Source organism: Hymenobacter lapidiphilus (assembly GCF_003417065.2).
Lineage (GTDB): Bacteria > Bacteroidota > Bacteroidia > Cytophagales > Hymenobacteraceae > Hymenobacter.
Window position 1 is genome coordinate 61,451 of sequence record NZ_QVLT01000001.1, and the last position, 25,341, is coordinate 86,791.

The 25,341-nt window shown below is 57.4% G+C and carries 27 protein-coding genes and 2 pseudogenes; 2 read left to right on the plus strand and 27 right to left on the minus strand.

Translation table 11 applies throughout. The features are described from left to right. Positions 1-132 precede the first annotated feature (132 nt). From D0N36_RS00310 to D0N36_RS00320, 3 genes are all read right to left on the minus strand, one after another. Positions 133-798 (minus strand): HupE/UreJ family protein, encoded by a 666-nt coding sequence (locus D0N36_RS00310; protein WP_242478738.1) that lies wholly within the window; start codon positions 796-798, stop codon positions 133-135. A 132-nt stretch (positions 799-930) separates the two neighbouring features. Beyond that, positions 931-2,292, minus strand: a complete 1,362-nt coding sequence (locus D0N36_RS00315) for a tetratricopeptide repeat protein (RefSeq protein ID WP_147320695.1) — start codon at positions 2,290-2,292, stop codon at positions 931-933. Between the two features lie 178 nt (positions 2,293-2,470). Continuing rightward, positions 2,471-4,561 carry a DUF4331 family protein gene (locus D0N36_RS00320; RefSeq protein ID WP_116939081.1) on the minus strand — a complete coding sequence of 697 codons (2,091 nt, stop codon included), beginning with the start codon at positions 4,559-4,561 and terminating at the stop codon, positions 2,471-2,473. A 493-nt stretch (positions 4,562-5,054) separates the two neighbouring features. Here D0N36_RS00320 and hscA point away from each other — a divergent pair, with 493 nt between their 5' ends. Both hscA and D0N36_RS00330 read left to right on the plus strand, forming a co-directional pair. Further along, positions 5,055-6,917, plus strand: coding sequence for a Fe-S protein assembly chaperone HscA (hscA, locus tag D0N36_RS00325; RefSeq protein ID WP_116939082.1), 1,863 nt, complete (start codon positions 5,055-5,057; stop codon positions 6,915-6,917). Between the two features lie 165 nt (positions 6,918-7,082). Beyond that, positions 7,083-8,294 carry an anhydro-N-acetylmuramic acid kinase gene (locus D0N36_RS00330; protein ID WP_116939083.1) on the plus strand — a complete coding sequence of 404 codons (1,212 nt, stop codon included), beginning with the start codon at positions 7,083-7,085 and terminating at the stop codon, positions 8,292-8,294. A 27-nt stretch (positions 8,295-8,321) separates the two neighbouring features. On the opposite strand, the gene D0N36_RS00335 is transcribed toward D0N36_RS00330, so the two are convergent. The 24 genes and pseudogenes from D0N36_RS00335 to rplX all read right to left on the minus strand — a co-directional run. Beyond that, positions 8,322-8,738: a hypothetical protein gene (locus D0N36_RS00335; protein ID WP_116939084.1), complete on the minus strand. Its 417-nt coding sequence runs from the start codon at positions 8,736-8,738 to the stop codon at positions 8,322-8,324. A 28-nt stretch (positions 8,739-8,766) separates the two neighbouring features. Beyond that, positions 8,767-9,081 (minus strand): FtsB family cell division protein, encoded by a 315-nt coding sequence (locus tag D0N36_RS00340; protein WP_116939085.1) that lies wholly within the window; start codon positions 9,079-9,081, stop codon positions 8,767-8,769. Between the two features lie 218 nt (positions 9,082-9,299). Next, positions 9,300-10,571: a phosphopyruvate hydratase gene (gene eno / locus D0N36_RS00345; protein ID WP_116939086.1), complete on the minus strand. Its 1,272-nt coding sequence runs from the start codon at positions 10,569-10,571 to the stop codon at positions 9,300-9,302. A gap of 108 nt (positions 10,572-10,679) precedes the next feature. Further along, a complete protein-coding gene (locus tag D0N36_RS00350; protein WP_116939087.1) occupies positions 10,680-11,480 on the minus strand; it encodes a LytR/AlgR family response regulator transcription factor in 801 nt (266 codons plus the stop codon). A gap of 110 nt (positions 11,481-11,590) precedes the next feature. Continuing rightward, the gene (locus D0N36_RS00355; protein WP_116939088.1) at positions 11,591-12,667 is read right to left on the minus strand and encodes a sensor histidine kinase; all 1,077 of its coding nucleotides are present in this window, start codon (positions 12,665-12,667) and stop codon (positions 11,591-11,593) included. A gap of 30 nt (positions 12,668-12,697) precedes the next feature. After that, positions 12,698-15,052: an outer membrane beta-barrel protein gene (locus D0N36_RS00360; protein ID WP_116939089.1), complete on the minus strand. Its 2,355-nt coding sequence runs from the start codon at positions 15,050-15,052 to the stop codon at positions 12,698-12,700. A gap of 200 nt (positions 15,053-15,252) precedes the next feature. Beyond that, positions 15,253-15,852 (minus strand): 50S ribosomal protein L17, encoded by a 600-nt coding sequence (gene rplQ / locus D0N36_RS00365; RefSeq protein ID WP_116939090.1) that lies wholly within the window; start codon positions 15,850-15,852, stop codon positions 15,253-15,255. 210 nt (positions 15,853-16,062) lie between these two features. Next, positions 16,063-17,052, minus strand: a complete 990-nt coding sequence (locus D0N36_RS00370; protein ID WP_116939091.1) for a DNA-directed RNA polymerase subunit alpha — start codon at positions 17,050-17,052, stop codon at positions 16,063-16,065. 147 nt (positions 17,053-17,199) lie between these two features. Then, positions 17,200-17,805: a 30S ribosomal protein S4 gene (rpsD, locus tag D0N36_RS00375; RefSeq protein ID WP_116939092.1), complete on the minus strand. Its 606-nt coding sequence runs from the start codon at positions 17,803-17,805 to the stop codon at positions 17,200-17,202. A gap of 53 nt (positions 17,806-17,858) precedes the next feature. Further along, positions 17,859-18,251: a 30S ribosomal protein S11 gene (gene rpsK, locus D0N36_RS00380; protein ID WP_019946149.1), complete on the minus strand. Its 393-nt coding sequence runs from the start codon at positions 18,249-18,251 to the stop codon at positions 17,859-17,861. Positions 18,252-18,330: 79 nt separating this feature from the next. After that, the gene (gene rpsM / locus D0N36_RS00385; protein ID WP_019946150.1) at positions 18,331-18,708 is read right to left on the minus strand and encodes a 30S ribosomal protein S13; all 378 of its coding nucleotides are present in this window, start codon (positions 18,706-18,708) and stop codon (positions 18,331-18,333) included. Between the two features lie 114 nt (positions 18,709-18,822). Further along, the gene (ykgO, locus tag D0N36_RS00390; RefSeq protein WP_092767990.1) at positions 18,823-18,939 is read right to left on the minus strand and encodes a type B 50S ribosomal protein L36; all 117 of its coding nucleotides are present in this window, start codon (positions 18,937-18,939) and stop codon (positions 18,823-18,825) included. Between the two features lie 110 nt (positions 18,940-19,049). Then, positions 19,050-19,268: a translation initiation factor IF-1 gene (infA, locus tag D0N36_RS00395; RefSeq protein WP_019946152.1), complete on the minus strand. Its 219-nt coding sequence runs from the start codon at positions 19,266-19,268 to the stop codon at positions 19,050-19,052. Positions 19,269-19,275: 7 nt separating this feature from the next. Beyond that, complete coding sequence (gene map / locus D0N36_RS00400) at positions 19,276-20,058, minus strand: type I methionyl aminopeptidase (RefSeq protein WP_116939093.1); 783 nt, start codon at positions 20,056-20,058, stop codon at positions 19,276-19,278. A 4-nt stretch (positions 20,059-20,062) separates the two neighbouring features. Beyond that, on the minus strand, positions 20,063-21,376 hold the full coding sequence (gene secY / locus D0N36_RS00405; protein WP_116939094.1) for a preprotein translocase subunit SecY: 1,314 nt from the start codon (positions 21,374-21,376) through the stop codon (positions 20,063-20,065). Between the two features lie 14 nt (positions 21,377-21,390). After that, positions 21,391-21,834, minus strand: a complete 444-nt coding sequence (rplO, locus tag D0N36_RS00410; RefSeq protein WP_116939095.1) for a 50S ribosomal protein L15 — start codon at positions 21,832-21,834, stop codon at positions 21,391-21,393. Positions 21,835-21,847: 13 nt separating this feature from the next. After that, positions 21,848-22,027 (minus strand): 50S ribosomal protein L30, encoded by a 180-nt coding sequence (rpmD, locus tag D0N36_RS00415; protein WP_116939096.1) that lies wholly within the window; start codon positions 22,025-22,027, stop codon positions 21,848-21,850. A 6-nt stretch (positions 22,028-22,033) separates the two neighbouring features. Further along, positions 22,034-22,642: a 30S ribosomal protein S5 gene (rpsE, locus tag D0N36_RS00420; RefSeq protein WP_242478739.1), complete on the minus strand. Its 609-nt coding sequence runs from the start codon at positions 22,640-22,642 to the stop codon at positions 22,034-22,036. A 9-nt stretch (positions 22,643-22,651) separates the two neighbouring features. Beyond that, positions 22,652-23,002, minus strand: coding sequence for a 50S ribosomal protein L18 (gene rplR / locus D0N36_RS00425; protein WP_116939097.1), 351 nt, complete (start codon positions 23,000-23,002; stop codon positions 22,652-22,654). A gap of 9 nt (positions 23,003-23,011) precedes the next feature. Further along, a pseudogene (rplF, locus tag D0N36_RS00430) lies at positions 23,012-23,565 on the minus strand (50S ribosomal protein L6). A gap of 20 nt (positions 23,566-23,585) precedes the next feature. Beyond that, on the minus strand, positions 23,586-23,984 hold the full coding sequence (gene rpsH / locus D0N36_RS00435; protein WP_088462454.1) for a 30S ribosomal protein S8: 399 nt from the start codon (positions 23,982-23,984) through the stop codon (positions 23,586-23,588). Between the two features lie 261 nt (positions 23,985-24,245). Beyond that, positions 24,246-24,515, minus strand: coding sequence for a 30S ribosomal protein S14 (rpsN, locus tag D0N36_RS00440; RefSeq protein WP_092738469.1), 270 nt, complete (start codon positions 24,513-24,515; stop codon positions 24,246-24,248). Further along, positions 24,508-25,068 carry a 50S ribosomal protein L5 gene (gene rplE, locus D0N36_RS00445; RefSeq protein ID WP_116939098.1) on the minus strand — a complete coding sequence of 187 codons (561 nt, stop codon included), beginning with the start codon at positions 25,066-25,068 and terminating at the stop codon, positions 24,508-24,510. Before rplE ends, rpsN begins: the two co-directional genes overlap by 8 nt. A gap of 26 nt (positions 25,069-25,094) precedes the next feature. Continuing rightward, positions 25,095-25,340, minus strand: a pseudogene (gene rplX / locus D0N36_RS00450) (50S ribosomal protein L24); the annotation flags it as partial. Position 25,341 lies beyond the last annotated feature (1 nt).

Here is a 25,341-nt window from a genome sequence, read left to right on the forward strand (position 1 = left end):
AACGTCATGCTGAGCTTGCCGAAGCATCTCTACCGCCATGCTGATTCTGTCAGTTGGATTACTGGTGCAACAAAGCAGTAGAGATGCTTCGACTGCGCTCAACATGATGTTCTTTATTTCTCTTGCTTCTACTCAACTCAACCGTTCAAAAGTCCAATAGGCAGCCATGAGGGCAATAGCGACGGAGGCGGGCACTAGTATCCGGCGCTTATACCAGGGCTTGTCGGCGGCCCAGCGGCCAATCAGCAGCCAAGCCAGAACAATTACCGAAACCTGCCCCAATTCCACTCCGACATTGAAAGCCACCAACGACTCGACAAACATGGTTGACGGCAGGCCCAGGCCGGTGAGGGCCCCGGCGAAGCCCAGCCCGTGCAGCAGCCCAAATCCGAACACCACCACAATACGCCACGGATTCAGGTGCTCGACCACGATGTTCTCGATGGCCACAAACAGAATCGAAAGCGCAATGAGCGGCTCAATCAGGCTGGCTGGCGGCGACACCACGCCGTACATGGCCAGCCCCAGCGTAATAGAATGGGCCACCGTGAAGGCTGTGGCCTGCCAGAGCACCGGTTTAAGGCGCGGCTCCAGCAGGTACAAACACAGCACGAACAGCACATGGTCGATACCAAGGGGCAGAATGTGCGTGTAGCCAAGCTTCAGGTAAGTGAAGAATACATCGGTGCGCGAGAGTTTGCTCAAATCCACGTCGAGTACGTGCGCGCCCGCCAGCCCCGGCAGCAGCAGCAGCGCGGCAATCAGGGGCAAGCAGCGAACGAGGCGAGTGGCGTGCATGAAGTGTTTTGATATGAAGGGTTGGTATTGAATTACCTGTCAACTGAGCGAAACAGAGCGTAGTCGAAGCATCTCTACCGCATTTTTGCAGTCGACAAGATTACCATGGCAGTAGAGATACTTTGAATCTGCTCAGCATGACACTGCTCTCGTCCAGCAAGCACCCCTCTTACCGGGCGCCAGTAGCTGGCGGCCTTCCTCGGCGAGGTCGAGGCTGAGGTAGGGGTTGATGGCCAGCGCCTGTTTAATAAGGGCCTGCCCTTCGGTGGGGTTGCCGTTTTTGGAGGCAATGAGGCCGGCGCGGCACAGCAGAACCGGGCTCCGAGAGTTGGTGCGGCGGGCCGCTTTCATATAGGCAGCAGCAGCCGGATATTCACCACGCTTGTACGAAACCCAAGCCAGGGTTTCATTTACGTCGATGTTATCCGGGCGCCGGTCGTATTCAATTTTGGCGTGTTCGAGGGCTTTGTCCAGCTCCCCGGTTTCGAGGTAGGCATAGGCCAGTTCACGGTCGGCATAGTGGCCCAGGTCTTCATTCTCGTCAGCGGCGTCGGCGTCCGAGGCGAGCATACCGATGGCTTCGGCTTCCATTTTGCGGGCCTCGGCGGGTTGGTTATTGAGCTGGTAGAGGTTGGCCAGCTCTTCGGCAAAAGCGTAGTCCTTTACCGTATTTCGGGCCTGCTCCAGGTACTTGATGGCTTCGGGGTAGTTGTGGCGGGCCTGCTCTACGCGGCCTAGTCCGGCCAGCGCGTAGGCGTAATAAGGGCGGGCAACCAGCGCCATCCGATACGCCTGCTCGGCGTTGGTCAGGTCGCCGGTGGTTTCGTAGAGGTGGCCCAGTGTTATGCGGGCCCACTCGGTCTGCTCCAGGCCTGCGTAGCCAGCCTGTACGGCCATCCGCATGGCTTCAATAGCCCCCGGCAGGTCGCCGTGGATTTCGCGCAGGTACGAAACGCGCGAGTAGGAGCGCAAATCGGGCCGCACGGCATTCATCTTATCGGCCATTTTAATGGCCTCATCGTAACGGCCCAGCTCCACGTTAGCGTCGCAGAGCAAGCCGTATACAAACGCATTATTCGGGTTGAGGGCTACCGCTTTTTCAGCTATAGCCAGCCCTTCCGAAAAGTGATGCTGGGTCAGGCTCAGCGAGGCTTTGCAGCACAGGGCCTCAAAGTTTTCGGGCTCGTCGCGCAGCACTTCATTCAGCAGCTGCATGGCGGCCGTATCGTAATACGAATGGTCGCCGGTTACGCGCGCTTCCTGCATGTAGGCCTGGGCCAGCAGTACTTTCGATTTCGTGTCGTCGGGCTTAGCCCGCAGGTTGGCCAGCAGGCCTTCTATGGCCGCTTTGGTATTAACCCATTCGCCTCCGGCCGCCAGGTCGCCGCGCCGCGCCCGCAATTGCGGAACGGGGTCGGGCTTGCGGGTCAGGTAAATGGTTACCCCAAGGGCCAGAAACAACAGGATAAGGGATGGGTAGAGGTATTTTCTCACGTACTCAGAATATATGTGCCAGTGATTAGGGAATGGCTAACAGCCGCAAAGGGAACCAGCCTAGTGGCCGGTTCCCCCGTCGGTAGCCAGTAAGATAGGCAGACTCACCCAGGGCCCGGCTATCCGTCAGCAGCTGGCCGGCGCAGGTTCTACCCGCGCCGGCCAGCGTCAAACCGACTTACTGGTTGTGCACCAGCTTCATCGATTGCAACACGGTCTTGCCCGTGGCAATTGTCAGCACATAGGTGCCGGCGGCTACTTCGGGGCCGGGCTTCCAGTCGAGTTCAAACTTCCCTACTTTGTGGGTTTTGCCCTCCATCAACGTTGCCACGCGGCGGCCCGTCAGGTCGCTCACAAACATCGTCAGTGGAGTTTTGGTGGCTACCTCGTAGGTTACTTTGGTGCTCTCGTTGAACGGGTTCGGGTAGTTCTGAGCGGCGGCCACAATCTCAGGCTTCAGGCTGAAGCCAGCTGCGCCGAGCTGCGAGGTAACCGTACCCTGCGCTTTGGTACCTGACCAAGGCAACTGCATGTAAGGGAAGCCTGTGCGGAACGTCGTATCGTTCTTCTCGATACCGGTACGGAAGGCCAGAGCGCCGGCCAAGCCGGGCGAGCCAGCCTCGTAGGGCAGGCCAATGGCCGCCAGTACGATGCCACCCACGGCTTGCAACTCGATGCGGGTGATGTCATCCTCCAGACGGCGTCCGTTCGGGAAACCATCCATGTTGGGGATGAACTGCAGGGTATTGGTTGTGTTGAAACGCGCGTCGGTCAGGCCCAGAACAGCGGCAGCAAGCAGACCTTCCGAGCTGAAGTCAGTTGAGCTACGCGACGTCGTCGGTACAGCCATGTTCAGGCGCAACATATCGCCGCCCACACCGGCTGCAGCACCCACATTGTCGATGAGGGGCATGAAGTTGTTGACGAACGGTTTACCCGGGGCCAAAGGCTGACCGGCAGGCTTGATATTGGCCAACTGGTAGGGCGGCAAGTTGGGCACGCCCGTATGGAAAATGGGCAGAATATCTACTGAACGGGGCTTGCCCGGGCGCAGCAGGTATTCGGCGAAGCCACCGTTGGCCACTTTGGCGAAGGCCGTACCGGCTACATCGGCGGCAGGTGCGTTTAGCAGCGCCGAAACGCCATTTTTACCATTGGCAAAGTCGAAAGAGCCCAGCGAATTGCGCTGAATGCGCAACTGATTGAAGCCGGGTACTGCCGTTCCGAAATAGCCCGCGCCCTCAGCCATGTACAGGCCCAACTCAGGGTTCGAGAGGTAGTCCTCGGTGCTAGCCTGCTCGGTGTAAGGGGTGTCGTAGTTCCAACGGTCCTTCGAGCCGATGGGCTGAATTACCTCGTTGGTCAGCGGCATGCCCAAACGCGACACCTGTACCCAGGTACCGGTGTGCGCCTGCGTGCCATCGTTGGTGCTGATGGTGCGGATGGACTGGCGGCTGGCCGAAGCCCACACACCGATAATGTAGTCAGGGTCGAGGATGTTAGCGGCCTGGGCACCGGTTTTGCCAGCCTTCTGGAGCTTGGCAATCGGGATTTGCAGGGCAATAGTGTGGGTGTTCTTGCGGGCTACGCCGTCGCGGGCTGAAGCCGTGCGGATGCCGCCCAGGTCAAACACACCGCCCAGATCCACAAAAAACGGGTCGTCGACGGGTCCACAGAACACCTTAATATCGCCATCTACCGTCTGGATTGCTCCCGTAAAGAGGCTCTCGTAGCTCGGTGCGCCCAAGCCGGCGGCTCCGGTAATGGAGCGCGGCCCAATGTTTGGCGGCGGCACCACGCCATCAGTTTTCAGAGTCGTGAAAGCGCCGCCATTCACGCTGCGCTCCATAGTGTAAGTAGCCTTCAGGTTCTGCTTGCCCAGCCGAATGTTGAAGAACGTGGTCGGGTCCTCATTTACCCGCTTAAAGGTAAAGCGGTACGTAATGTCGTCGGCGTTGGGCTTGCTGCCGTCGTTTTTGATGTGAATTTCGTAACGCACGTTTTCGCCGAACGTGTTGTAGTTGGGGCCGCCCTGGGGCAGCTCCAACGGAACGTAGTTGGCGATAAGGTTAACCATTTCCGCGTTGTTGGGGTCGCGGAAGGCATATACGTCGGTGTTGTCAGCCAACGGGTCGTCGGCAATAAGAGGCGCCTCACGATGGCTCGATGCTTCGAGCGTAGTTTGCTGGGCAGTCCAAGCCATCAGGCCAGCCACGGTAGCGGCAGCCAGAGCGATGGGTAGGATAGGGCGGGTAAGAAATTTGGGCATGATAAAAGGGGTAAAAAATGAGAAAAGAACCGGCCACTATGGCCGGAACAGCGGATAAGTCCTCTCGAAAGAGACCTGAAAGACAAGTGCAGCAGAGCCGGTAGTGGCCCATATTAATGGAGTGTGGCAGCCGGCTAAGTAGTCTTCGACAGACAACGGACAAGCGCGGCATTAATGCCCACAAAAAGCGTACGCAGCGCAACTCAGCAGTGGATTTAAATAACCGCAATTATGTACCATTTATTTATGAAAATCCGCAATCCTAATCATACCGCCTGATTATCAATTCTCTTAATCCTGCTTTTCGTTGCCAGTCTGATAAGTACACCCAGTAACTGGCGCGGACTGATGGCCACTGAGTCTGGTTCAGGCGGCTTAGCCGGGCCGGACTTTTGTTGCGTAATTTTGGCCCTTTCGGGCGGGCGGCTGTTACACTAGCCAAGCCCATCCGTTTTCCCGCTTTCCGTGCGGCCCCGCCGCCTCGTTGTTCCCTATGGCTAAAGTTGCAATCAACCTTTCTACCGGCAGTATTCAGCAGGAAGAAATTATCGTGGGTATTGACTTGGGCACCACCAACTCGCTGGTCGCCTATATTCACCCCGAAAACCGCCAGCCGCTGGCCATCAACGACCAGGGCCGGGGTACCATCGTGCCCTCGGTGGTGCATTTCCCGCAGGGCGGCGAATCGGCGCTGGTGGGCACCGAAGCCAAGGAATATCTACTTTCTGATCCTCAGAACACCATTTACTCGGTGAAGCGCCTGCTGGGCAAAAGCTACCACGACCTAGGCCAGCACGCCGGTGGCCTTGGCTACAAGGTGATTGACGACAACTCAGAGGGACTAGTGAAAATCCGGGTTGGCGACCGATTCTACTCGCCCATCGAGCTGTCGGCCGAGATACTGAAGGAGCTGCGCGCACGGGCCGAGCACGCGCTTAAAACGCCGGTTAACAAGGCTGTGATTACGGTACCGGCCTACTTCAACGACTCGCAGCGCCAAGCAACCCGCGACGCCGGCCGCCTGGCCGGGCTGGAAGTCCTGCGCATCGTGAACGAGCCCACGGCGGCAGCTCTGGCCTACGGCATCGGCCTGAATCCCGACGAAGAAAAGACCGTGGCCGTGTATGACCTGGGCGGCGGCACCTTCGACGTGAGCATTCTGAAGCTGCACCAGGGAATTTTTGAGGTCCTGAGCACCAACGGCGACACTTATTTAGGTGGCGACGACCTTGACCGCGCCGTATCCGAGCACTGGATTGAACAGCACAACCTAACGGCCCAACTGGCCGGCAACGGCTCGCTACAGCAGGAGTTGCGGCTGCTGGCTGAATCGGCCAAGCGCTACCTCAGCCAGCACGCCGAGTTTGCCGGCAACCTCGGCGACGATGTGGTGGTGCGCCTCAGCCGCTCGGAGTTTGAAGAGCTGGCCCGCCCGCTGGTGGAGCGCACGATAGACTCGTGCCGCCTCGCGCTGAAGGACGCAGGCCTCAGGGCCGACCAGCTCGACGCCGTGCTGCTGGTGGGCGGCTCGACCCGGGTGCCACTGGTACACGATTCGGTATCGAAGTTCTTCGGGCAGGAAGCCAATAGCTCCCTCAACCCCGACGAGGTAGTGGCGCTGGGCGCGGCCATTCAGGCCGATATTCTGGCCGGCAACCGCCGCGACGTGCTGCTGCTCGACGTAACGCCGCTTACACTGGGTATCGAAACCCTGGGTGGCCTGATGGACCCGATTATCCCACGCAACTCCAAAATCCCGACCAAAGCCGGCCGCCAGTACACTACCAGCGTGGACGGGCAGGTGAACCTGAAAATTTCGGTGTATCAGGGCGAGCGGGACGTGGTGAAGGAAAACCGTAAGCTGGCCGAGTTCGACCTGCGCGGCATCCCGGCCATGCCCGCCGGCCTGCCCAAGGTCGATGTCAACTTCATCCTGAACGCCGATGGCATCCTGAAAGTCGAGGCCATCGAACTGCGCTCCGGCACCCGCCAGGAAGTCGAAATCAAGCCCCAATACGGCCTCACCGACGAGCAGGTGGAGCAGATGCTGATGGACTCGCTCACGCACGCCCGCGAAGACGTGGCGGCCCGTATGGTTATCGAAGCCCGCACTGTAGCCGAGCAGATGCTCTATCAGGTGGAGCGGTTCGTGGCCAGAAACGGCCAGCACCTCACCGCTGCCGAGCTCACCCAGACCCAGGCCGGCGTAACGAAGCTGAAAGCGGCCCTGCAGACCCCGGAAAAGGACGTGATGCTGAAAGCCGTGGACGAGCTGGAAGAACTCACCCGCCCCTTCGCCGAGCGCGTGATGAACATCAGCATCAGCCAGGCCATGGCCGGGAAGAAGATTGATTAGGGATTAGGGATTAGGAATTAGGAATTAGGGAAGAACGTCATTCAGAGCGTAGCGAAGAATCTAGCGTGCCACAGTAGCTCCTTATTGTCAGGAATACTTTTGCACGCGAGATTCTTCGCTACGCTCTGAATGACGTTCTTCGTTGTTCACTCTTCACCATAGCGTATGCACCGCCTCGCCCAACTTGCTCAGCAGCCCAGCCGCCGGATTATCGGGCTGATGTCGGGGACCTCGCTCGATGGGCTGGATGTGGCCCTGTGCCGCCTGCACGGACACGGCAGAGCCACGCGGCTGGAGCTGGAGCATTTTGCCACGATACCTTACAATGAAGAGTTCCGGCGACGGGTGCGGCAGGTATTTGCCCGCGAGCAGGTGAGCCTGGAGTATCTGACGCTGCTGCACGCCTGGCTGGGCCGCGAGCATGCCCGCATGGTACTCTCCTGCCTGCGCGAGTGGCAGGTGGCCCCGGCCGAAGTCGACCTGCTGGCCAGCCACGGCCAGACGGTGTACCACGCCCCCGCCCATCAGCACCAACACCCCGATTTCCCCGGCCTCAACGCCACCCTGCAACTCGGCGACGCCGACCACCTGGCCGTGGGTACCGGCATCATCACCATCGGCGACTTCCGCCAGAAGCACATAGCGGCCGGGGGCGAAGGTGCGCCATTAGCTACCTACGGCGACTTTCTGCTACTCAGCAGCTCCACTAAGGAGCGTGTGCTGCTCAACCTGGGCGGCATTGCCAACTTTACCTACCTGCCTCGCATCGGCTCTGAGAATGACCAGACTGCCAGCGCCGCCTTCAGCACCGATACCGGCCCCGGCAACACCCTGCTCGACGCCGTGGTACGCGCCCACTTCGCGCAGCTGGCCTTTGACGAGGACGGTAAGCTGGCGGCCGGCGGCACGGTGCATCCCAACTTACTGGCCGAACTACTCAACCACCCATTTTTTGCAGCGGCATTGCCCAAAACCACCGGCCCCGAGCTGTTCGGCCCGGCATACCTGGAGGCCGCTCAGGCCCGCACTGGCACGCAGGCCTTGGCAGTCGAGGACCTGCTGGCTACGCTGGTGGAGCTAAGTGCAACTGGCGTGGCGCGGGCGGTGCGACTAGCTTTGGGCGACCAGCCGGCTGTGGCAGTGTACACCAGCGGCGGCGGTGCCCACAACCCTGTGCTGCTGGCCGCCTTGCAAAGCCACCTGCCCGCCTGCCGCTTTGCCAGCACCGCCACCCTGGGCATACCACCCGATGCCAAAGAAGCCATCCTGTTTGCGCTGCTGGCCAACGAAGCCGTGGCCGGCCAGCCCCTCAGCATTGGAGCCGGCCGCCAGCGCGTCCCGGCTGTCCGCATGGGCAAAATCTCGCTGCCGGAATAGAAGCAATCAGGCGACCCGTCGGCTGAGCTACTTTACCTCTATCAGCCGAAAGACCTTAACCCGTCGGGCAGTAGAGTCCTGGAAACTGACGTCGAGCTGGAAGTGTGGGCGCGCGGCCAGCGTGTCGGCGCGGAAACTGTAGGCAACGAAAGGCTCGGGGGCGGCGGCATCGCGCAGCCGGAAACCCAGTTTGTAAAGGTCGATAACGGAACCGAACCGACATACCGGTTTGCGTAACGGCTGCAGCATCTGCCGGAATTGCTTTTGGCTCATTGTGGCCTGGGTAGCGGGAGCCAGCCAGCGGTAAGCCTGCTTCCACTCCTGCCCTACGGCCGCCATCCAGAACCGCCGCGCTACCTGCACCTGGGAAAGCCGCTGCTGCGCCAGGGCCACCCCCGGCACAGCCAGCAGCAGGCCGAGGGCAAGTAGCGTTGTTTTTACCATGTGCGTTCGCATCAGCCTGGCCAGCCGGCTACTTTTCATCCTGCGGAACGAGTACAAACACGTCTTCGCCCGGGCGCTTCATAATGTATTTCTCGCGGGCGAATTTCTCCAACAGCTCGGGGCTGCTTAGTAGCTCGGCGCGGTCCTTCTTCACCTTGTCAATCTCGCGCAGGTAGTACTCCCGGTCGCCTTGTAGCTCCTCCCACTTAGCGTACATGTCGTACTGCCGCACCAGGTCGTTGGCATCAAACAGAAACATCCAGACCAGAAACGCCAGCCCGGTCAGAAAATAGAAGTTGCGCAGAAAGCGGGGGATGCGGTCAAATAATTCTCCTACTCTCATAAATCACAGATGATGTAGATTACGCCAATGCCACGGATGCCAGCGTCAGCATGACAAATATCCGTTATTTCAACCAACTACCCTATCAATTCAGCTCAGCCATTTCCGGTTTTCATACCCGCTAAAACCAAAACGGTACCGCCCCAAAGGAGCGGTACCGTCGGCCAGCTAAACATTGAAATCAGCGGAATTACAATTGATCAGCGCAAATCCGCTGGTTACATCTTGCGGCCGGGGAAGTAGGCTACCTCGCCCAACTCTTCCTCGATGCGCAGCAACTGGTTGTATTTCGACATCCGGTCGGAACGCGAGGCCGAGCCGGTCTTGATCTGGCCGGTGTTAAGGGCCACGGCTAGGTCGGCAATAGTGTTGTCCTCGGTTTCGCCCGAACGGTGGCTCATGATGCTCTTGTAGCCGTTGCGGCGGCCCAGGTTGATGGCGTCAATCGTTTCGGAGAGCGTGCCAATCTGGTTTACCTTGATGAGGATGGAGTTGGCAATCTGCTCGTCAATACCGCGCTGCAGGCGGTCAACGTTGGTTACGAACAGGTCGTCGCCCACGAGCTGGGTGGTTTTGCCGATGCTGTTCGTCAAGTCCTTCCAGCCGCTCCAGTCGTCCTCGTCCATGCCATCCTCGATGCTGATGATGGGGTACTTCTTGGTCCAGTCGGTCCAGTAGCTCACCATCTCCGACGAGGTCAGCTTGTCGCCGGTGCTCTTCTTGAAGTGGTAGTGGCCGTCGGAATAGAACTCCGAGGCGGCAGCGTCCATGGCAATCATCACCTCGTCGCCGGGCTTGTAGCCAGCCTTCTCAATGGCCTGGAGCACAATCTTGATGGCGTCTTCGTTGCTCTTGATGTTGGGAGCGAAACCGCCCTCGTCGCCTACGTTGGTGCTGAAACCCTGCTTCTTCAGCACTTCCTTGAGGTGATGGAATATTTCGGTGCCCCAGCGCAACGCCTCCGAGAAGCTCGAAGCGCCCACCGGCATAATCATGAATTCCTGGAAATCGATGCTGTTGTCGGCATGCGAGCCGCCGTTGAGGATGTTCATCATCGGCACGGGCAGCGTGGTGGCATTTACGCCGCCCACGTAGCGGTACAGCGGCATGCTCAAGTCGGCCGCGGCAGCGCGGGCCACAGCCAGCGACACGCCCAGAATGGCGTTGGCACCCAGGTTGGCCTTGTTGGGCGTCCCGTCGAGCTCGCACATAATCTTATCGAGCAGGCCCTGTTCGAATACCGAAAAGCCAATCAGCTCCTCGGCAATAGTTGTGTTCACGTTCTCCACGGCCTGCAGCACGCCCTTGCCCATGTACATGGCTTTATCGTTGTCGCGCAGTTCCACGGCTTCGTGCTTGCCAGTGCTGGCACCGCTGGGTACGGCAGCGCGGCCCACGGTGCCGCTGTCGGTGGTTACATCCACTTCAACGGTCGGGTTGCCGCGCGAATCAAATATCTGGCGCGCGTGGATTTCGGTGATAATGCTCATGAGCGAAAGGGGTTGATGAAACGGATTACGAGTTAACCAACAGCTTTACGGCCGCTGGCCCGCAAGGTAAATAGTATCCCCGACCTTTCTCCCCTTTCCCGGGCGCCCCTACCCTTCCAGCCAGCGCCGGAACTCGGGCGTCTGGGCCGCACTGGTCATTAGCGAAACTGCACTACTCCGCAGCTTTACCACCAGCCGGTTGTTGAAATAGGGCTCCACGCGCTCCACGAAAGCCACATTGACCAGCTCCGAGCGGTTGAGCCGCCCAAACCGGGCCGGGTCGAGCTGGGCTTCCAGCTCCGTGAGCGTGCCGGTAAGCGGGTGGCGCGCGCCAGCCCCATCCACGGCGAACACCACGCCCTCGTCGGCCTGCAGGAAGGCCACGTCATCGGTTTGCAAGACGTAAAGACCGTTGCGCATCCGCACCGACAGCCGCCGCCGGTACTGGGGCTGACTTCCCTGGCGCAAAGCCGCACTCAACTCCTGCACCAACGCCGGACTCAGCCCAGCCGGCGGTGTCGGGGCTGGAACCGGAGCTGGGGCAGCAAAGTTGCGGCGCAGCAGCTGATACTTGGTCAGGGCCTCCTCGAATTGCTCGTAGGTAAACGGCTTGAGCAAATAGGCAATGCCATTGCCCCGGAAAGCGGGCAGCAGAAACTGGTCGTAAGCCGTCGTGAAGATGATGGGACAGGTGACCTGAAACCGCTCGTAGAGGGCGAACACGTTGCCATCGAGCAGTTCGATATCGGACAGAATCAGGGCCGGCATGGAATTGATTTGCAGCCAGGTCAATGCTTTTTCCACGCTCCGCAGCACCGTCAGGTCCGCCTCGTTCAGCCCGGCCCGGGTGGCAAACGCCACTACCTGCCGGGCGGCCAGCTCTTCGTCTTCCAGAATCAGAATATGCATACGAATAGCAAAAAACAGACTATGATGAGTTATTCAGAACGATGTAGGGACGGGGCTTGTCCCCACCCGCCGTTAAAACGGCCATACATGGCTCCGTCCCGCAGTTCCGTTCAAAGGCGGGCGGGGGCAAGCCTCGCCCCTACATCGTTCATGAAGCCTGCGTCAGCGGGCACCCTGGCCGGCGACTGAGCTACCACGGGCACCGTCACGGCAAATGTGGCGGCCGTATCCACTACCCGAATTTCCTGGGCGAACAACAGCCGATACCGTTCCCGCAGGTTCGCCAGCCCGGTGCCCGTCGAGTCGACGGCTGTGAGCTTGGGCCGGCGCGGGTGACGCACCGTCAGGCTATCCGCCGTGGCCGTAATTTCGATTACCAGCGGGTCGTCCTCGTTGCCGGCGTTGTGCTTGATGGCATTTTCGAGCAGCTGCTGCAGCGTACCCGGCACCACCAGACGCTGGTCCCAGGCGGGGCCAGGCTGCAGGTCCAGCCGAAACTCGTAGGCCGTGCCGAAGCGGTGCCGCAGCAGGTAGATGTACTCCTCCACGAAGCGCAGCTCGTCGCTCACGCTCACGAAGTCCTCGTTCTGGTGCCGGACCAGCAGCCGGTAAAGGCCCGCGAACCGGTTGAGGTACTCGTTGGCTTCCGCGGGGTCCTGCTGAATGAGGCCGCGCAGCACGTTGAGGTTGTTGAACAGGAAGTGCGGGTCGAGTTGGGCCTTGAGGTTGCGTAGCTCGCTCTGAGTCTGGGCCTGCTGGGTTTGCAACAACCGCTTCTGCACGTCGAAGTACCGCTTGCCCGCCATCAGAATACCCAGCATCCCGTAACTCTGGGTATGCTTCATGACGGTGTACAGAATAGCTGGGGCGGTCCATTGCAGCGGCTTGTCACTCAGCAGTATCCAGTAGCCAAACCAATACAAATGCGCGTCGAGCACCACAAATACCACCAGCGCGCCGAGCACTATCCAGGGGCTACGGCGTGACAAAGCCAGCGGCAGCAGCCCAAATACCAGCACATACACGGCCAGCGTGTCGAGCCCGATGGTGAAGAGAATCGAGGGCACCGCGCGTGCCAGCCCAAACTGCTGCAGGTAGCTGAAGAAGATAATAGACGCGGCCAGCAGCCAGTAGGCAAGTACCAGCAGGTAGTCGGAGCGACTGGGGCGTTGAAACGTGAACGGCATGGCGGCAGATAATAACGGGGCGGAAAGATGCTACTCTTTGTCGGTTTTCACGCGACCCCGCTCTTCTTCGAGGCCGGTGGTGCGCTTGCGGGCCGCTTTCAACTGTTGGTTGCCCAGCTTCCAGCTCAGGCTTACCCGCGCCTGCCGACTTTCGCCGTAGCTCTGGAAGGCCACGTCCAGGTTCTGGTAGCGCACCATGCCCCGCTGCTTGCTCGAGAACAGCACGTCGTTCACGGCCAGGCGCAGGGTGGCGCGGTCCTGCCACAGCGTTTTCTGCAGCCCCAGGTTCAGCTCCCCAAAGCCCCGAAACCTGACTAAGCCATTTATACCAGCCGTTTGGTAGTAGCCGGAGGCCTCCAGCTTGATGTTCTGGGGCAGCTGCACATTGGCTTGGCCGTAGAAAGTAGCGGCAGTCCGGCCCGCCCGGTACGTGCTGCCCAAGTACTCACTCAGGTACTCGTTGTAGAACACCGTCACGCCGGCGTAGCCCGTCAGCAGCTTGCGGTAGGTAAGCGGCAGGTTCAGCGTGGCGTTGTAGTTGCGCAGGTTATCAAGATTGGCCGAGGTAGAGTAGATAATGCTGTCCTCGGTGGCCGTCACCAAGCTGATGGCGTCGCGGGTGCGGCTGTAGCCCAGGATAAAGAACGGCTGCTTCTGGTAGGTCAGGGCCAGCTTATAGTTGCCCGTGAACTGGGGCGTCAGCAAGGGGTTGCCGCGTTGCGAGGTGTAGGGGTCGAGGTACACCAGATTCGGATTCAGATCCTGGTAGCTGGGCCGCCCAATGCGGCGGCTGTACGCCAGGTTCGCGCCCAGTACTTTGGTCAGCGGCTTATCCAGGCTCAAGCTCGGAAACAACTGCCCATAGCTACGCCGGATGCTGGTGGCCGCCGTGCCTTCGGCCACCGTGTATTCGCCCCGCAAACCGGCCTGCCACGTCAGGCCTAGCTGTGTACCCTCGGCCTGCACATAAGCGGCCCCAATGCTCTCAGCGTAGCGAAATTGGTCGGTCCGGCCGGCATCAGCGCCCGTCAGCTCCAACTCGCTTCGGATGTCGACCTGACTGACCTTGGCGCCCAGCAGCAGGTTGGTGGTGGCATTGAGCGGCTGCCGGTAGTCTGCTTTGACCGAAGCCAGCCCGATGCGCGTCTGTTGGTCGTTGCGCAGGGTTTGCAGCTGGTTCACGTCGCCCACGCGCACCTGATTGGCCAAGAGGCCCAGACTACCGGCAGTGTAGCGCGAGTAGTCCACATCGGCGGTCAACTCGCGGCCCAGTGTGTCGAGCAGCACTTTGTAGTTGAGGTTGCCAGCGTAGGAATCGGTACTCCGGCGGGTATTATTGTCGGTGAAGACGTTGACGCCGTTATCGGCCAGCGTGCTGCTTTCTGCATTCAGCTGGGTGCGGTTGAGATAAGTGTTCAGCAGCACGCTTAGCGTCTGGCGGTGCGGCAAGCGGTAATCAGCCCCCAGCCGAAACGTGGGCGCCTGGGTTAGCCGCGGTTGGTAGCTCTGCTGCTCGTAGCGGATGCCGGTTCGGGTATCCAGCCGCGCTGTGTTCAGCTGCTCGTAGGTGTGGCGGTAGTTGTAGCTGGCCGTCCCAAACACGTTCAGCGCGCCGGCCCGGTGGTTGAGGTCGAGCAGGGCCCCGGCCTTGGCAAAGCGCCCGTAGGCCGCGTTGGCAGTCAGGGTACCGTTGGTGCCCAGGTCGGTATTCCTCTTGAGGATGATGTTGATGATGCCCGCCGTGCCGGCGGCGTCGCGGGTGGCGCCGGGCTGGGTAATTACCTCAATCCGCTCAATGGTGCTGCTCGGAAAGTCCTTCAGCACGCCCACCACGTCGGTGTACTGGGTGGTCCGGCCATCAATCTGAATAAGTACACCCTCTTGCCCGGCTACTACAATCCGGTTGTTGAGCACCAGCAGGCCCGGCACTTTTTCCAGCGCCTCCAGCGCCGTAGCGCCGGCTGTGAGGCTGCCCGCCACGTTCACCACCAGCTTGCCCGCCGTCATTTCCAGCAGCGGCTTCTGCCCCACCACGCGCACCTCGCCCAGCACCTGGGCCGCCACGGCCAGCCGAACATCCGGCACTACCACCTCTTTTCCCGCTACCGTAAACTCCGCACTCCTGCCTTGGCTATAGCCCACCGCCGACACCTGCACCCGGTAACGCCCCGCCGGCACTCCCGCCAGCTGGTAACGCCCTGCTTCCGATGCCTGGGTAGCCTGTACCACGGCCGAGTCAGCCAGTTGCCGTAGCACCACCGAGGCGAACGGTACTGCCTGCCCTTTGTCATCGATTGCCCGACCGCTTACGGCCGTTGTGGTCAACTGTTGAGCGGCCACTGGTACCGCCAGCAATATTAGCAGAAGGGAGAAAATCGCTTTCATGGCAGTAGGCTTGAGGGTGAATGGATGCCCAAAACACGCCCACCCAGCCCGCCAACTGAACTCTTACTTTTCGAAGCCCCGCAAATTCCCAATGAAGCCTGGTAAATCGGGCATGAGTGTAACGGCTGTCCTTCGAATTACTCTACAAAAAAAGGCCCGCCGATTGGCGAGCCTTCTTTAAATCTAGTAAGCGGTGCTGATTACTCAGCAGCTTTCTCCTCGCGGGTTTCGCCATCCTTCAGCGTCTCCGTGTCGGTGTCCTCGGGAGCCGAAACCTCCGTGGCAGCAGCCTTAGCTTTTTTAGCGGGCTTAGCTTCAGCCACTACTTCAGCCGACGAATCGCCTTCGGTAGTCGTAGCATCAGCCTTCTTACCGCCACGGCGCGAACGACGGGTCGTAGCCTTAGCTTCACCGGCATTCTTTGCCTCCAGCATGGTGTCGTTGAAGTCAACCAGTTCGATAACGCACATCTCCGAGTTGTCACCAAGGCGGTTCTGGCTCAGCTTGATGATGCGGGTGTACCCACCTGGACGACCGGCAATCTTAACTGCAACATTGTCAAACAGTTCCTTCAGCACCTCCTTCTGGCCCAGGCTCGAGAAAACGAGGCGACGCGAGTGCGTCGTGTCGTTCTTGGCTTTGGTCAGCAGGGGCTCCACGTACTGGCGTAGGGCCTTAGCCTTGGCTACCGTAGTCGTAATGCGCTTGTGCAGGATGAGCGAGTTAGCCATGTTGGCCAGCATCGCGTGGCGGTGCGAGGTGGTGCGGCCGAGATGGTTGAAAGATTTACCGTGACGCATAAAAAAAAGAAAAAGGTACGCTTGCGGGCAACGACCACGGCGGAAAGCGCCTTACGGCTGCCTTCTCATTAGAACCGCTGCCCCGGGGGCGCACTATGAGAAAAGTGAAAAAGTCTGCAAATGTACGCAATAGTCAGACACAAAAAATGTGCTGCCGTGAATTGTGCCGAAGCACCGGTTTCACCGACAGCACATTTCTGCGCTTATCCTCTATTCTTCGTCGAGCTTGTACTTGCCCAGGTCCATCCCGAAGGTCAGGCCCTTCTCCTCCACAAGGTTTTCCAGCTCCGTGAGCGACTTCTTACCAAAGTTGCGGAACTTCATCATGTCGGCCATGTCGAGCTGTACTAAGTCGCCGAGGCTCTTAATGTCGGCAGCCTTGAGGCAGTTGTAGGCACGCACGCTCAGGTCCATGTCGGCCAGCGGCGTCTTTAGCACCTTGCGCATGTGCAGCGTCTCTTCATCCACGATTTCCTCCTCCTCGGCTTTCACCGTCTCGAAGGTCATTGTGCTGTCGGAAAACAGCATGAAGTGCTGAATCAGGATATTGGCGGCGCCTTTCAGGGCCTCCTCCGGATGGATAGAACCGTCGGTGTGAATCTCGATAACGAGCTTCTCATAGTCAGTCTTCTGCTCTACGCGGGTGTTTTCCACGCTGTACTTCACGTTCTTGATCGGCGTGAAGATGGCGTCGATGGCAATCTGGCCAAATACCTGGTCGAGGGGCTTGTTCTCCTCGGCCGGTACGTAACCGCGGCCTTTCTGAATGGTGAACTCAAACTCCAGCTCCGTGCCTGGGTCGACGTGGCAAATCACCATTTCGGTGTTGAGCACTTCGAAACCGTTGGTGAAGTTGTTGATGTCGCCGGCCTTGAAAGACTCTTGACCTTTAATGCGGACGGTGATTTTATCCTCGATAGCATCGCTCACCTTCTTGAAGCGGATCTGCTTCAGGTTGAGGATGATTTCGGACATATCTTCCAGCACGCCTTCGATGGTCATGAACTCGTGCAGCACACTGTTGGTGCGTACCGAGGTGATGGCGTAGCCCTCCAGCGACGACAGCAGGATGCGGCGCAGTGCGTTGCCGATCGTGACGCCGTAGCCCTTCTCAAGCGGTTTGAATTCAAACGTGCCGTAGAAGTCGTCGGATTTCTCCATCACCACTTTCTCCGGCATTTGAAAAGCTAAGATTGACATAAGTGGGGCGGTTGGTTAGTATTGAGTAAAAGGTATCAGGTAAAAGGATGCGTTTGCAGCGGCCTGATACCTAATACCCAATACTTGAAATCAGTAAAAAAGCGGCGAAGCAAACGAGCGGCCCGGGCGTCCGGGCCGCTTCGTTTATTACTTCGAGTACAGTTCGACGATGAGCTGCTCCGTGATTTTCTCCGGAATCAGCTCGCGCGAAGGAGCATTGAGGAACTTGCCCACCATGTCCTTGCCTTCCCACTCCAGCCACGCGAAAGCGCGGGCGTTGCGGGCGCTCAGGCTCGTAGTGATAGCCTCCAGCGACTTCGACTTCTCGCGAACGGCCACTAGGTCGCCAGCGCGGAGCTTGTACGAAGCGATGTTCACAATCTCACCGTTCACGGTGATGTGCTTGTGCAACACCAGCTGACGGGCGGCGCGACGCGTAGGGGCAATGCCCAAACGGTACACCGTGTTGTCGAGGCGCGACTCCAGCATAGCCAGCAGGTTGTCGCCGGTAATGCCGGGAGCAGCTGCAGCTTTGTGGAACAGGTTCTCAAACTGCTTCTCGAGCATGCCGTACATGTACTTTACTTTCTGCTTCTCCATCAGCTGGATAGCGTACTCGCTTTGCTTCTTACGACGACCACGGCCGTGCTGGCCAGGGGGGTATGCTTTTTTGGTGAGTGCCTTGCTCGGGCCGAAAATCGGCTCATTGAAGCGACGGGCAATCTTGGTTTTAGGACCAGTATAACGTGCCATTTCGGATTTGTTGGGGGTTGAAGGGGGCGCGGCCGAAGCCAGCGTGGTGCAAACTAAACGCGACGGCGCTTAGGTGGGCGGCAGCCGTTGTGGGGCAGCGGCGTTACGTCCTTAATGGTCGTCACCTCGATGCCCACATTACCCAGCGTCCGGATAGCCGACTCGCGGCCCGCACCCGGACCCTTCACGAACACCTCTGCCTTGCGCATGCCCAGGTCGTGGGCAACTTTGCCGGCATCCGACATCGCCATTTGGGCGGCGTAGGGAGTGTTCTTCTTCGAACCCCGGAATCCCATCTTACCAGCCGAAGCCCAGGAAATAACCTGGCCATTGTTGTTGGTGATGGAGATGATGATGTTGTTGAAAGAGGCCTTAATGTGGACCTGCCCTACGGGCTCAACAACGACAACGCGCTTCTTGGCTTTGTCTTTTCTTTTCTGTGCCATTTGGTTATCGCAAAAATTACTGCGGAAGGTGTTAGGCTGAAAGCTTTTCGCAACCCATCAGCCTGATTCCCGCTACAGATTATTTAGTGGCTTTTTTCTTACCAGCAACCGTCTTGCGCTTGCCCTTACGGGTACGCGAGTTGTTCTTGGTGCGCTGACCGCGAACGGGCAGACCCTTACGGTGACGCAGACCCCGGTAGCAACCGATGTCCATGAGCCGCTTGATGTTGAGTTGCACTTCCGAACGCAGTACGCCTTCAGTCTTGTAAGTGCTGGCGATGATGCTACGGATTTCGCCGGCTTCCTCTTCCGTCCAGTCCTTCACTTTCTTGTTCAGGTCTACACCTGCCTTCGAAAGGATTTGCTGAGCCGAAGCTTTGCCGATGCCGAAAATGTAGGTCAGCGAGATTTCGCCGCGCTTGTTGTCTGGGATGTCTACCCCTGCAATACGAGCCATGTGATGAGTTTGGGTTGTTGGCGAGTTAGGGTCCTGGGGTTCCGCTGCTGGTTAGCTCCGGCTGTCGGAACACACAGCAAGCTGCCATGCTCCAAAGACCCCAATTTCCAATAATTATCCCTGACGCTGCTTGAAGCGGGGGTTCTTCTTGTTGATTACGTAGAGCTTGCCATTGCGACGAATGATCTTGCAATCGGCGCTACGCTTCTTGATGGACGTTTTTACTTTCATGGTAGTGAGTTGTTAGGGTCTGAGGTTCGAAGGGTCTAGGTTTGCAAGGGAAGCCGAACAACCTGGTTGAACCTCAACCCAGTTCCCCGGACCCCAAGTACCCCACACCCTTACTTGTAGCGGTACACGATACGGCCCTTCGATAAATCGTAAGGCGACATTTCGAGTTTCACCTTATCTCCCGGCAGAATTTTAATGTAGTGCATCCGCATCTTGCCCGAAATGTGGGCAATCAGCTGGTGCCCGTTTTCCAGCTCCACGCGGAACATGGCGTTGGATAAGGCTTCCAGGATGGTACCGTCCTGCTCAATGGAAGTTTGTTTGGCCATATGGCTACTATAAGGTTTTTGCTTGTAAGGCTTTTTCTATGTAATCAAAGGAGGTCAGAATTTCTGCCTTGTCTTTGCGAACAACTATGGTATGCTCAAAGTGCGCCGACGGTTTGAAATCCTTGGTGCGGATAGTCCAGCCATCCTTTTCCTGCACTACGCTTTTCGTGCCCAGGTTCACCATCGGTTCGATAGCCAGCGTCAATCCACTCTGCAGTTTCAAGCCCGAACCACGTTTACCGTAGTTAGGAACTTCTGGCCGCTCGTGCAACTTCTGCCCGATACCGTGGCCGACCAACTCCCGCACTACACCGTAACCTTGCTTCTCCACATAATTCTGGATAGCATAGCTCACGTCGCCAAGGCGGTTGCCTGCTATGGCTTGCTCTATGCCGAGGTAAAGCGACTTTTTAGTTTCGTCCAACAGAGCCAGTACCTCCGGCGTCACTTCCCCAACTGGGTAAGTATACGCGCTATCGGAGTGGTAACCGTTGAGTTGTACACCACAGTCAATCGAAACAATGTCGCCGCTTTTCAGCACGTAATCGCCCGGGAAACCATGCACCACTACCGCATTGGGTGAGATGCAGAGGCTGTACTCGAAACCGTTGTAGCCTTTGAAGGAAGGCAGGCCACCGTTGTCGCGGATGAATTCCTCCGCCCGCTGATCCAGCGCCCGGGTGGTAATCCCTTCCCCAATCAACTTGGCCACTTCCCCATGGGCCTGAGCCAGCACTTTTGCGCTGGCCTTCATCAAGTCAATCTCTTCCTCGGTTTTGTAAAAAATCATTTTTTTACGAAGCGAGAGCAATATTTTGCGAGCGACCCCGGGTCTTGCCAGTCTTCATCATGCTGTCGTAACGACGCATGAGTAAGTAGCTTTTTACCTGGTTCATAGTGTCAAGCACTACTCCCACCATGATGATAAGCGAAGTACCGCCGTAGAACTGGGCAAAGGGTCCGGTTACGCCGGCAACGGTGGCTATGGCAGGCAGAATGGCAATGATGGCCAGCGCCACTGCTCCGGGCAACGTAATACGGGTCAGTACTTCATCAATAAATTCCGACGTATCACGGCCAGGCTTCACACCGGGGATAAACCCGCCACTGCGTTTCAGGTCGTCCGCAATCTGGTTGGGATTGACACTGATAGCCGTGTAAAAGTAAGTAAAGACAACAATGAGCAGCCCGAACACGACGTTGTACACGACGTGATTGGGCTGGAACCAAGTACCAATCATGGTGGCTGCTTCACTGTCCTTATTCCAAGCCGAAGCTGCAATAGCAGGCACGAACATCAGCGACTGAGCAAAAATGATCGGCATTACACCGGCCGCATTCACCTTCATCGGAATGTACTGCCGCTGAGAACTTAGAGAAGCTGCTCCACCTACTTGCTTTGCGTACTGCACCGGAATCTGCCGCACAGCCTGTGTGAGGATGATAACGGCCATTACGACCAGGAACAGCACAGCCATTTCAATCAGAAAAATCAACGACCCACGCATCGAGCGGGCTGTAGCTTCTCCAATCAAAGCACCTGGCAGGCGCGACACAATACCAATCATGATCAGCATCGAAATGCCGTTACCGATACCCTTGTCGGTAATTTTCTCTCCCAGCCACATACAGAACAGGGTTCCGGCCGTGACGATAAGAGCCGTCGAAACGGTAAAGAAAACGCCCGGATTCATAATGGCTTCAGCATTTATGGTGGCAATAAAGCCAACCGACTGTGCTGCCACAATAGGAATCGTGAGGATACGAGTGTACTGACTGATTTTATTACGGCCCGACTCTCCTTCCTTCTGCAACTTCTGGAAGTATGGCACTGCAATAGTCAGCAGCTGCAATACAATAGAAGCGGAGATATAAGGCATGATACCCAACGCGAAGATGGATGCATGGCTAAAAGCCCCACCCAGCAACGTGTCAAGAATGCCTAAAACACCGCTTTGGCCCTTGTCGAGGCGAGTAGGGTCGATACCCGGTAGCACCACGAAGGAGCCCAGCCGGTAGATGGCAATGAAAAAAAGCGTATTGAGAATCCGCGTACGCAGATCCTCAATCGCAAATACATTCTTTATCGACTCGATAAGTTTTTTCATTGCTGCTTTGATGCTTAAAGCGTCACGGCTTTTCCGCCTGCCTTCTCGATGGCCTCAATAGCCGACTTCGAGAATGCATGGGCATGTACTTCCAGAGCCTGGGTGACTTCACCCCGGCCTAGAACCTTGATTTTGGCAGTCTTCGAAGCCAAACCGGCATTTACGAAGTAGGCCACATCGAAAGTAGTAGCACCATTTTCAGCGAGAGCAGCCAGCACGTCGAGATTGACGGCTTTATACTCTACACGATTGATGTTCTTAAAGCCAAACTTAGGCACCCGACGCTGCAGGGGCATCTGGCCGCCTTCGAAGCCCGATTTCTTGGAGTAACCCGAGCGGGACTTGGCACCGTTGTGACCACGCGTCGATGTGCCGCCGCGGCCGGAACCCGTACCACGACCCACGCGCTTTACATTGCGGGTGGAGCCTGTGGCGGGCTGGAGATTGCTGAGATTCATGTTCGGGAAATTCCTAGAGTTCGGTTACTTCCAACAGGTGCTGAACGGCTTTGATCATGCCAGCAATTTCGGTTGTGTTTTCCACAGTCCGGGTGCTGTTCATTTTGCCGAGGCCCAAGGCCTGCACAGTACGTTTCTGACGCTCGGGGCGGTCAATAACGCTTCTTATGAGTTTGATTTGAATCTGCGCCATCGTTCCTTATCCGTTAAAAACTTGGGCGAGAGTAATACCACGAGCCTGAGCAATTTGCATCGGGTCGCGCATTTTCAGTAGGGCGTCGAAAGTTGCTTTCACCACGTTGTGGGGGTTCGACGAACCTTTCGACTTAGCCAGTACATCTTTGATACCAGCGCTTTCGAACACGGCACGCATAGCACCGCCCGCAATTACACCCGTACCAGCGGCGGCTGGCTGAACCAGCACAAAACCACCCGAATACTTGCCTTCCATTTTATGAGGAACAGTGTGCTTATAAAGCGGCACTTTCACCAAGTTTTTCTTCGCGTCGTCAATGCCTTTGGCAATGGCGTCGGTGACTTCGTTGGCTTTGCCGAGGCCGTAGCCTACGGTACCGTTGCCGTCACCTACCACCACAATGGCCGAGAAGCTGAAGCGACGACCACCCTTTACCACTTTGGCAACGCGGTTGATAGCTACTACTTTCTCTTTCAGATCAGAATCGCCGGTACGCGAATCATTTTCTTTGTTGCGGTCATTGCCGCCGCGACGGTCATTTCCACCACCACGAGGGCTGTTGCCGCCGCGGTCGTTACCGCCACCACGAGGGCCGTTGTTAAATTCTGCCATGATGATAGATTAGAAATTGAGGCCGCCTTCGCGGGCTCCTTCTGCCAATGATTTTACGCGGCCGTGGTAGAGGTAGCCCGAGCGGTCAAATACCACTTTCGAAATTCCTTTTCCAGTAGCACGGACGGCAAGTTCTTTGCCGACTGCGGCGGCGAGGGCGACTCCGTTGCCCCCTTCCACCGAAACGTGCTTCGAGGAAGCAGACGCCAGCGTGTGGCCGGTGGTGTCGTCAATAATCTGAGCATAAATGCCCGTATTGCTGCGGAACACCGACAAACGCGGACGCTCGGACGTGCCAGCCACCTTAGTGCGGATGATGCGCTGGATCCGTTTTCTTCTAGTTGCTTTATCGAAAGCCATGGTGCGTTATTATTTCGAAGCCGTTTTACCAGCCTTACGACGAATCTGCTCACCCACGAAACGCACGCCTTTGCCTTTGTAAGGCTCAACTTTGCGCAACGAGCGAATCTTTGCGGCTACCTGGCCCAGCAACTGCTTGTCGATGCTGGTAAGGGTAACGATGGGGTTTTTGCCTTTTTCGGTAATAGCCGTAGCCGTTACTTCGGCCGGCAGGGCCAGGAAGATGTTGTGCGAGTAGCCCAGCGCCAGTTCGAGGATAGTACCAGCCATAGTGGCTTTGTAACCTACACCGACTAATTCCAGCTTTTTCTCGAGGCCATTGCTCACGCCATCGATGCGTTGTTGAGCAGTGAGCGGTAAAGGCCATGCATGGCCTTGTGCCGCTTCTGCTCCGTGGGGCGGGTCACCAGCAACTGGCCTTCCTCAGTAGCCACGTTAATATCGCGGTCTACAGGAACTACCAGAGTGCCTTTGGGGCCCTTCACGGTTACGTTGTTGTCTTTGCTCACTTCAATCTGCACGTTGTCGGGCAGGCTGATGGGCAGTTTACCAATGCGTGACATAGTTTCTGTTTCCTTTCAGATTAGTAAACGTAGCACAGCACTTCGCCGCCCACGTTCTCAGCCTTCGCTTCTTTCTCCGTCATTACGCCTTTCGACGTGGAGAGAATAGCGATGCCGAGGCCGCTGAGTACGCGGGGCATGTTGCCAACGTGCGCATATTGGCGCAGGCCAGGCGAGCTCACGCGCTGCAGCTTAGTAATAGCCGGCACCTTCGTGGTGGGGTTGTACTTGAGGGCGATTTTAATCGTACCCTGCACGGCAGCATCGTCAAAACGGTAGCTCTGAATGTAGCCCTTCTTGTAGAGCACTTTCGTAATCTCCTTCTTGATGTTGCTGGCCGGAATCTCCACCACCCGATGGTTTGCCTTTATGGCATTGCGTACCCGGGTTAGGTAATCGGCAATTGGATCTGTGTTCATTCGATTGTAAAAATGAAGCGCCCTTTTTTAGGGAGCCGCAAAGATAGGAAAATTTCGCCGCCACGGAAAGTGGTAGCGAAATTTTCGGTTAAGACTACTCGGCTCGGCTTGTTATAGCTCGGCCAATGGTTTCTTTCGGCAACCTGCCAAATTTTGAGTATTGAATGGCTGGTAATGAGTAAAGAACTGATGAGCAACTGATCCTAAAAGGACTACTGAACATCATCTACCTACTCACTACCAACAGCCCAATACCGATACTTACCAGCTAGACTTGGTTACGCCGGGAATTTTGCCGGCGAGAGCCATTTCACGGAAGCGTACACGGCTGATGCCGAACTTACGCATGTATCCACGAGGACGGCCATCTATTTTATCGCGGTTGTGCAAGCGCACTGGCGAAGCATTGCGCGGCAGTTTGTCAAGGCCTTCGTAGTCGCCGGCCGCTTTCAGGGCCTTGCGCTTCTCGGCGTAACGGGCAACGGTCGCGATACGCTTCCGTTCCCGTGCTTTCATGCTCTCCTTAGCCATTGTTTTCTTTCTTAGCGTTGGCGAATGGCATTCCGAAGGCCTTGAGCAGCTCGTAGCTCTGCTCGTCGTTTTCGGCCGACGTCACGAAAGTGATGTCCATGCCGGCAATCGACTTGATCTTGTCAATCGAAATTTCCGGGAAAATGATCTGCTCCTTCACGCCCAGGGTATAATTACCCCGGCCATCGAAGCCCTTGTCGTTGATGCCTTTGAAGTCACGTACCCGAGGCAGTGCAATAGTCAGCAAACGGTCGAGAAATTCGTACATCTGCTCACCCCGCAGCGTTACGCGGGCGCCAATTGGCATGCCCTCGCGCAACTTGAAGTTCGATACGGAACGCTTGGCGATAGTTGGAACAGCTTTCTGACCAGTGATGATAGTCAGCTCATCTACGCCATTATCAACCAGCTTTTTATCGGCAACTGCCGCGCCAATGCCGCGGTTGATGCAGATTTTGGTGATGCGCGGTACCTGCATAATGCTCTTGAACTGGAATTTCTCCTGGAGCGCGGGTACTACTTCGTTGTTGTATTTTTCTTTAAAACGAGCCATGTCGGAAGCGGTTAGGCGTTAGCCGAGTCCACACGCTTCACGTTACTCACGTGAATTGGGGCCTCGATCTTGGTGATGCCGCCCTGGGGATTCTTCGCACTAGGTTTGTTGTGCTTGGTTGCCAGGTTCAGGCCTTCCACGATGACACGCTGGGTCGAACGGTTAACCGACTTGATGGTGCCGGTTTTGCCTTTCTCGTCGCCGGCAATCACCAGAACGGTGTCGCCGGTTTTCACGTGCAGTTTCGTAGGCGTTGCTTTTTTCGTTGCCATG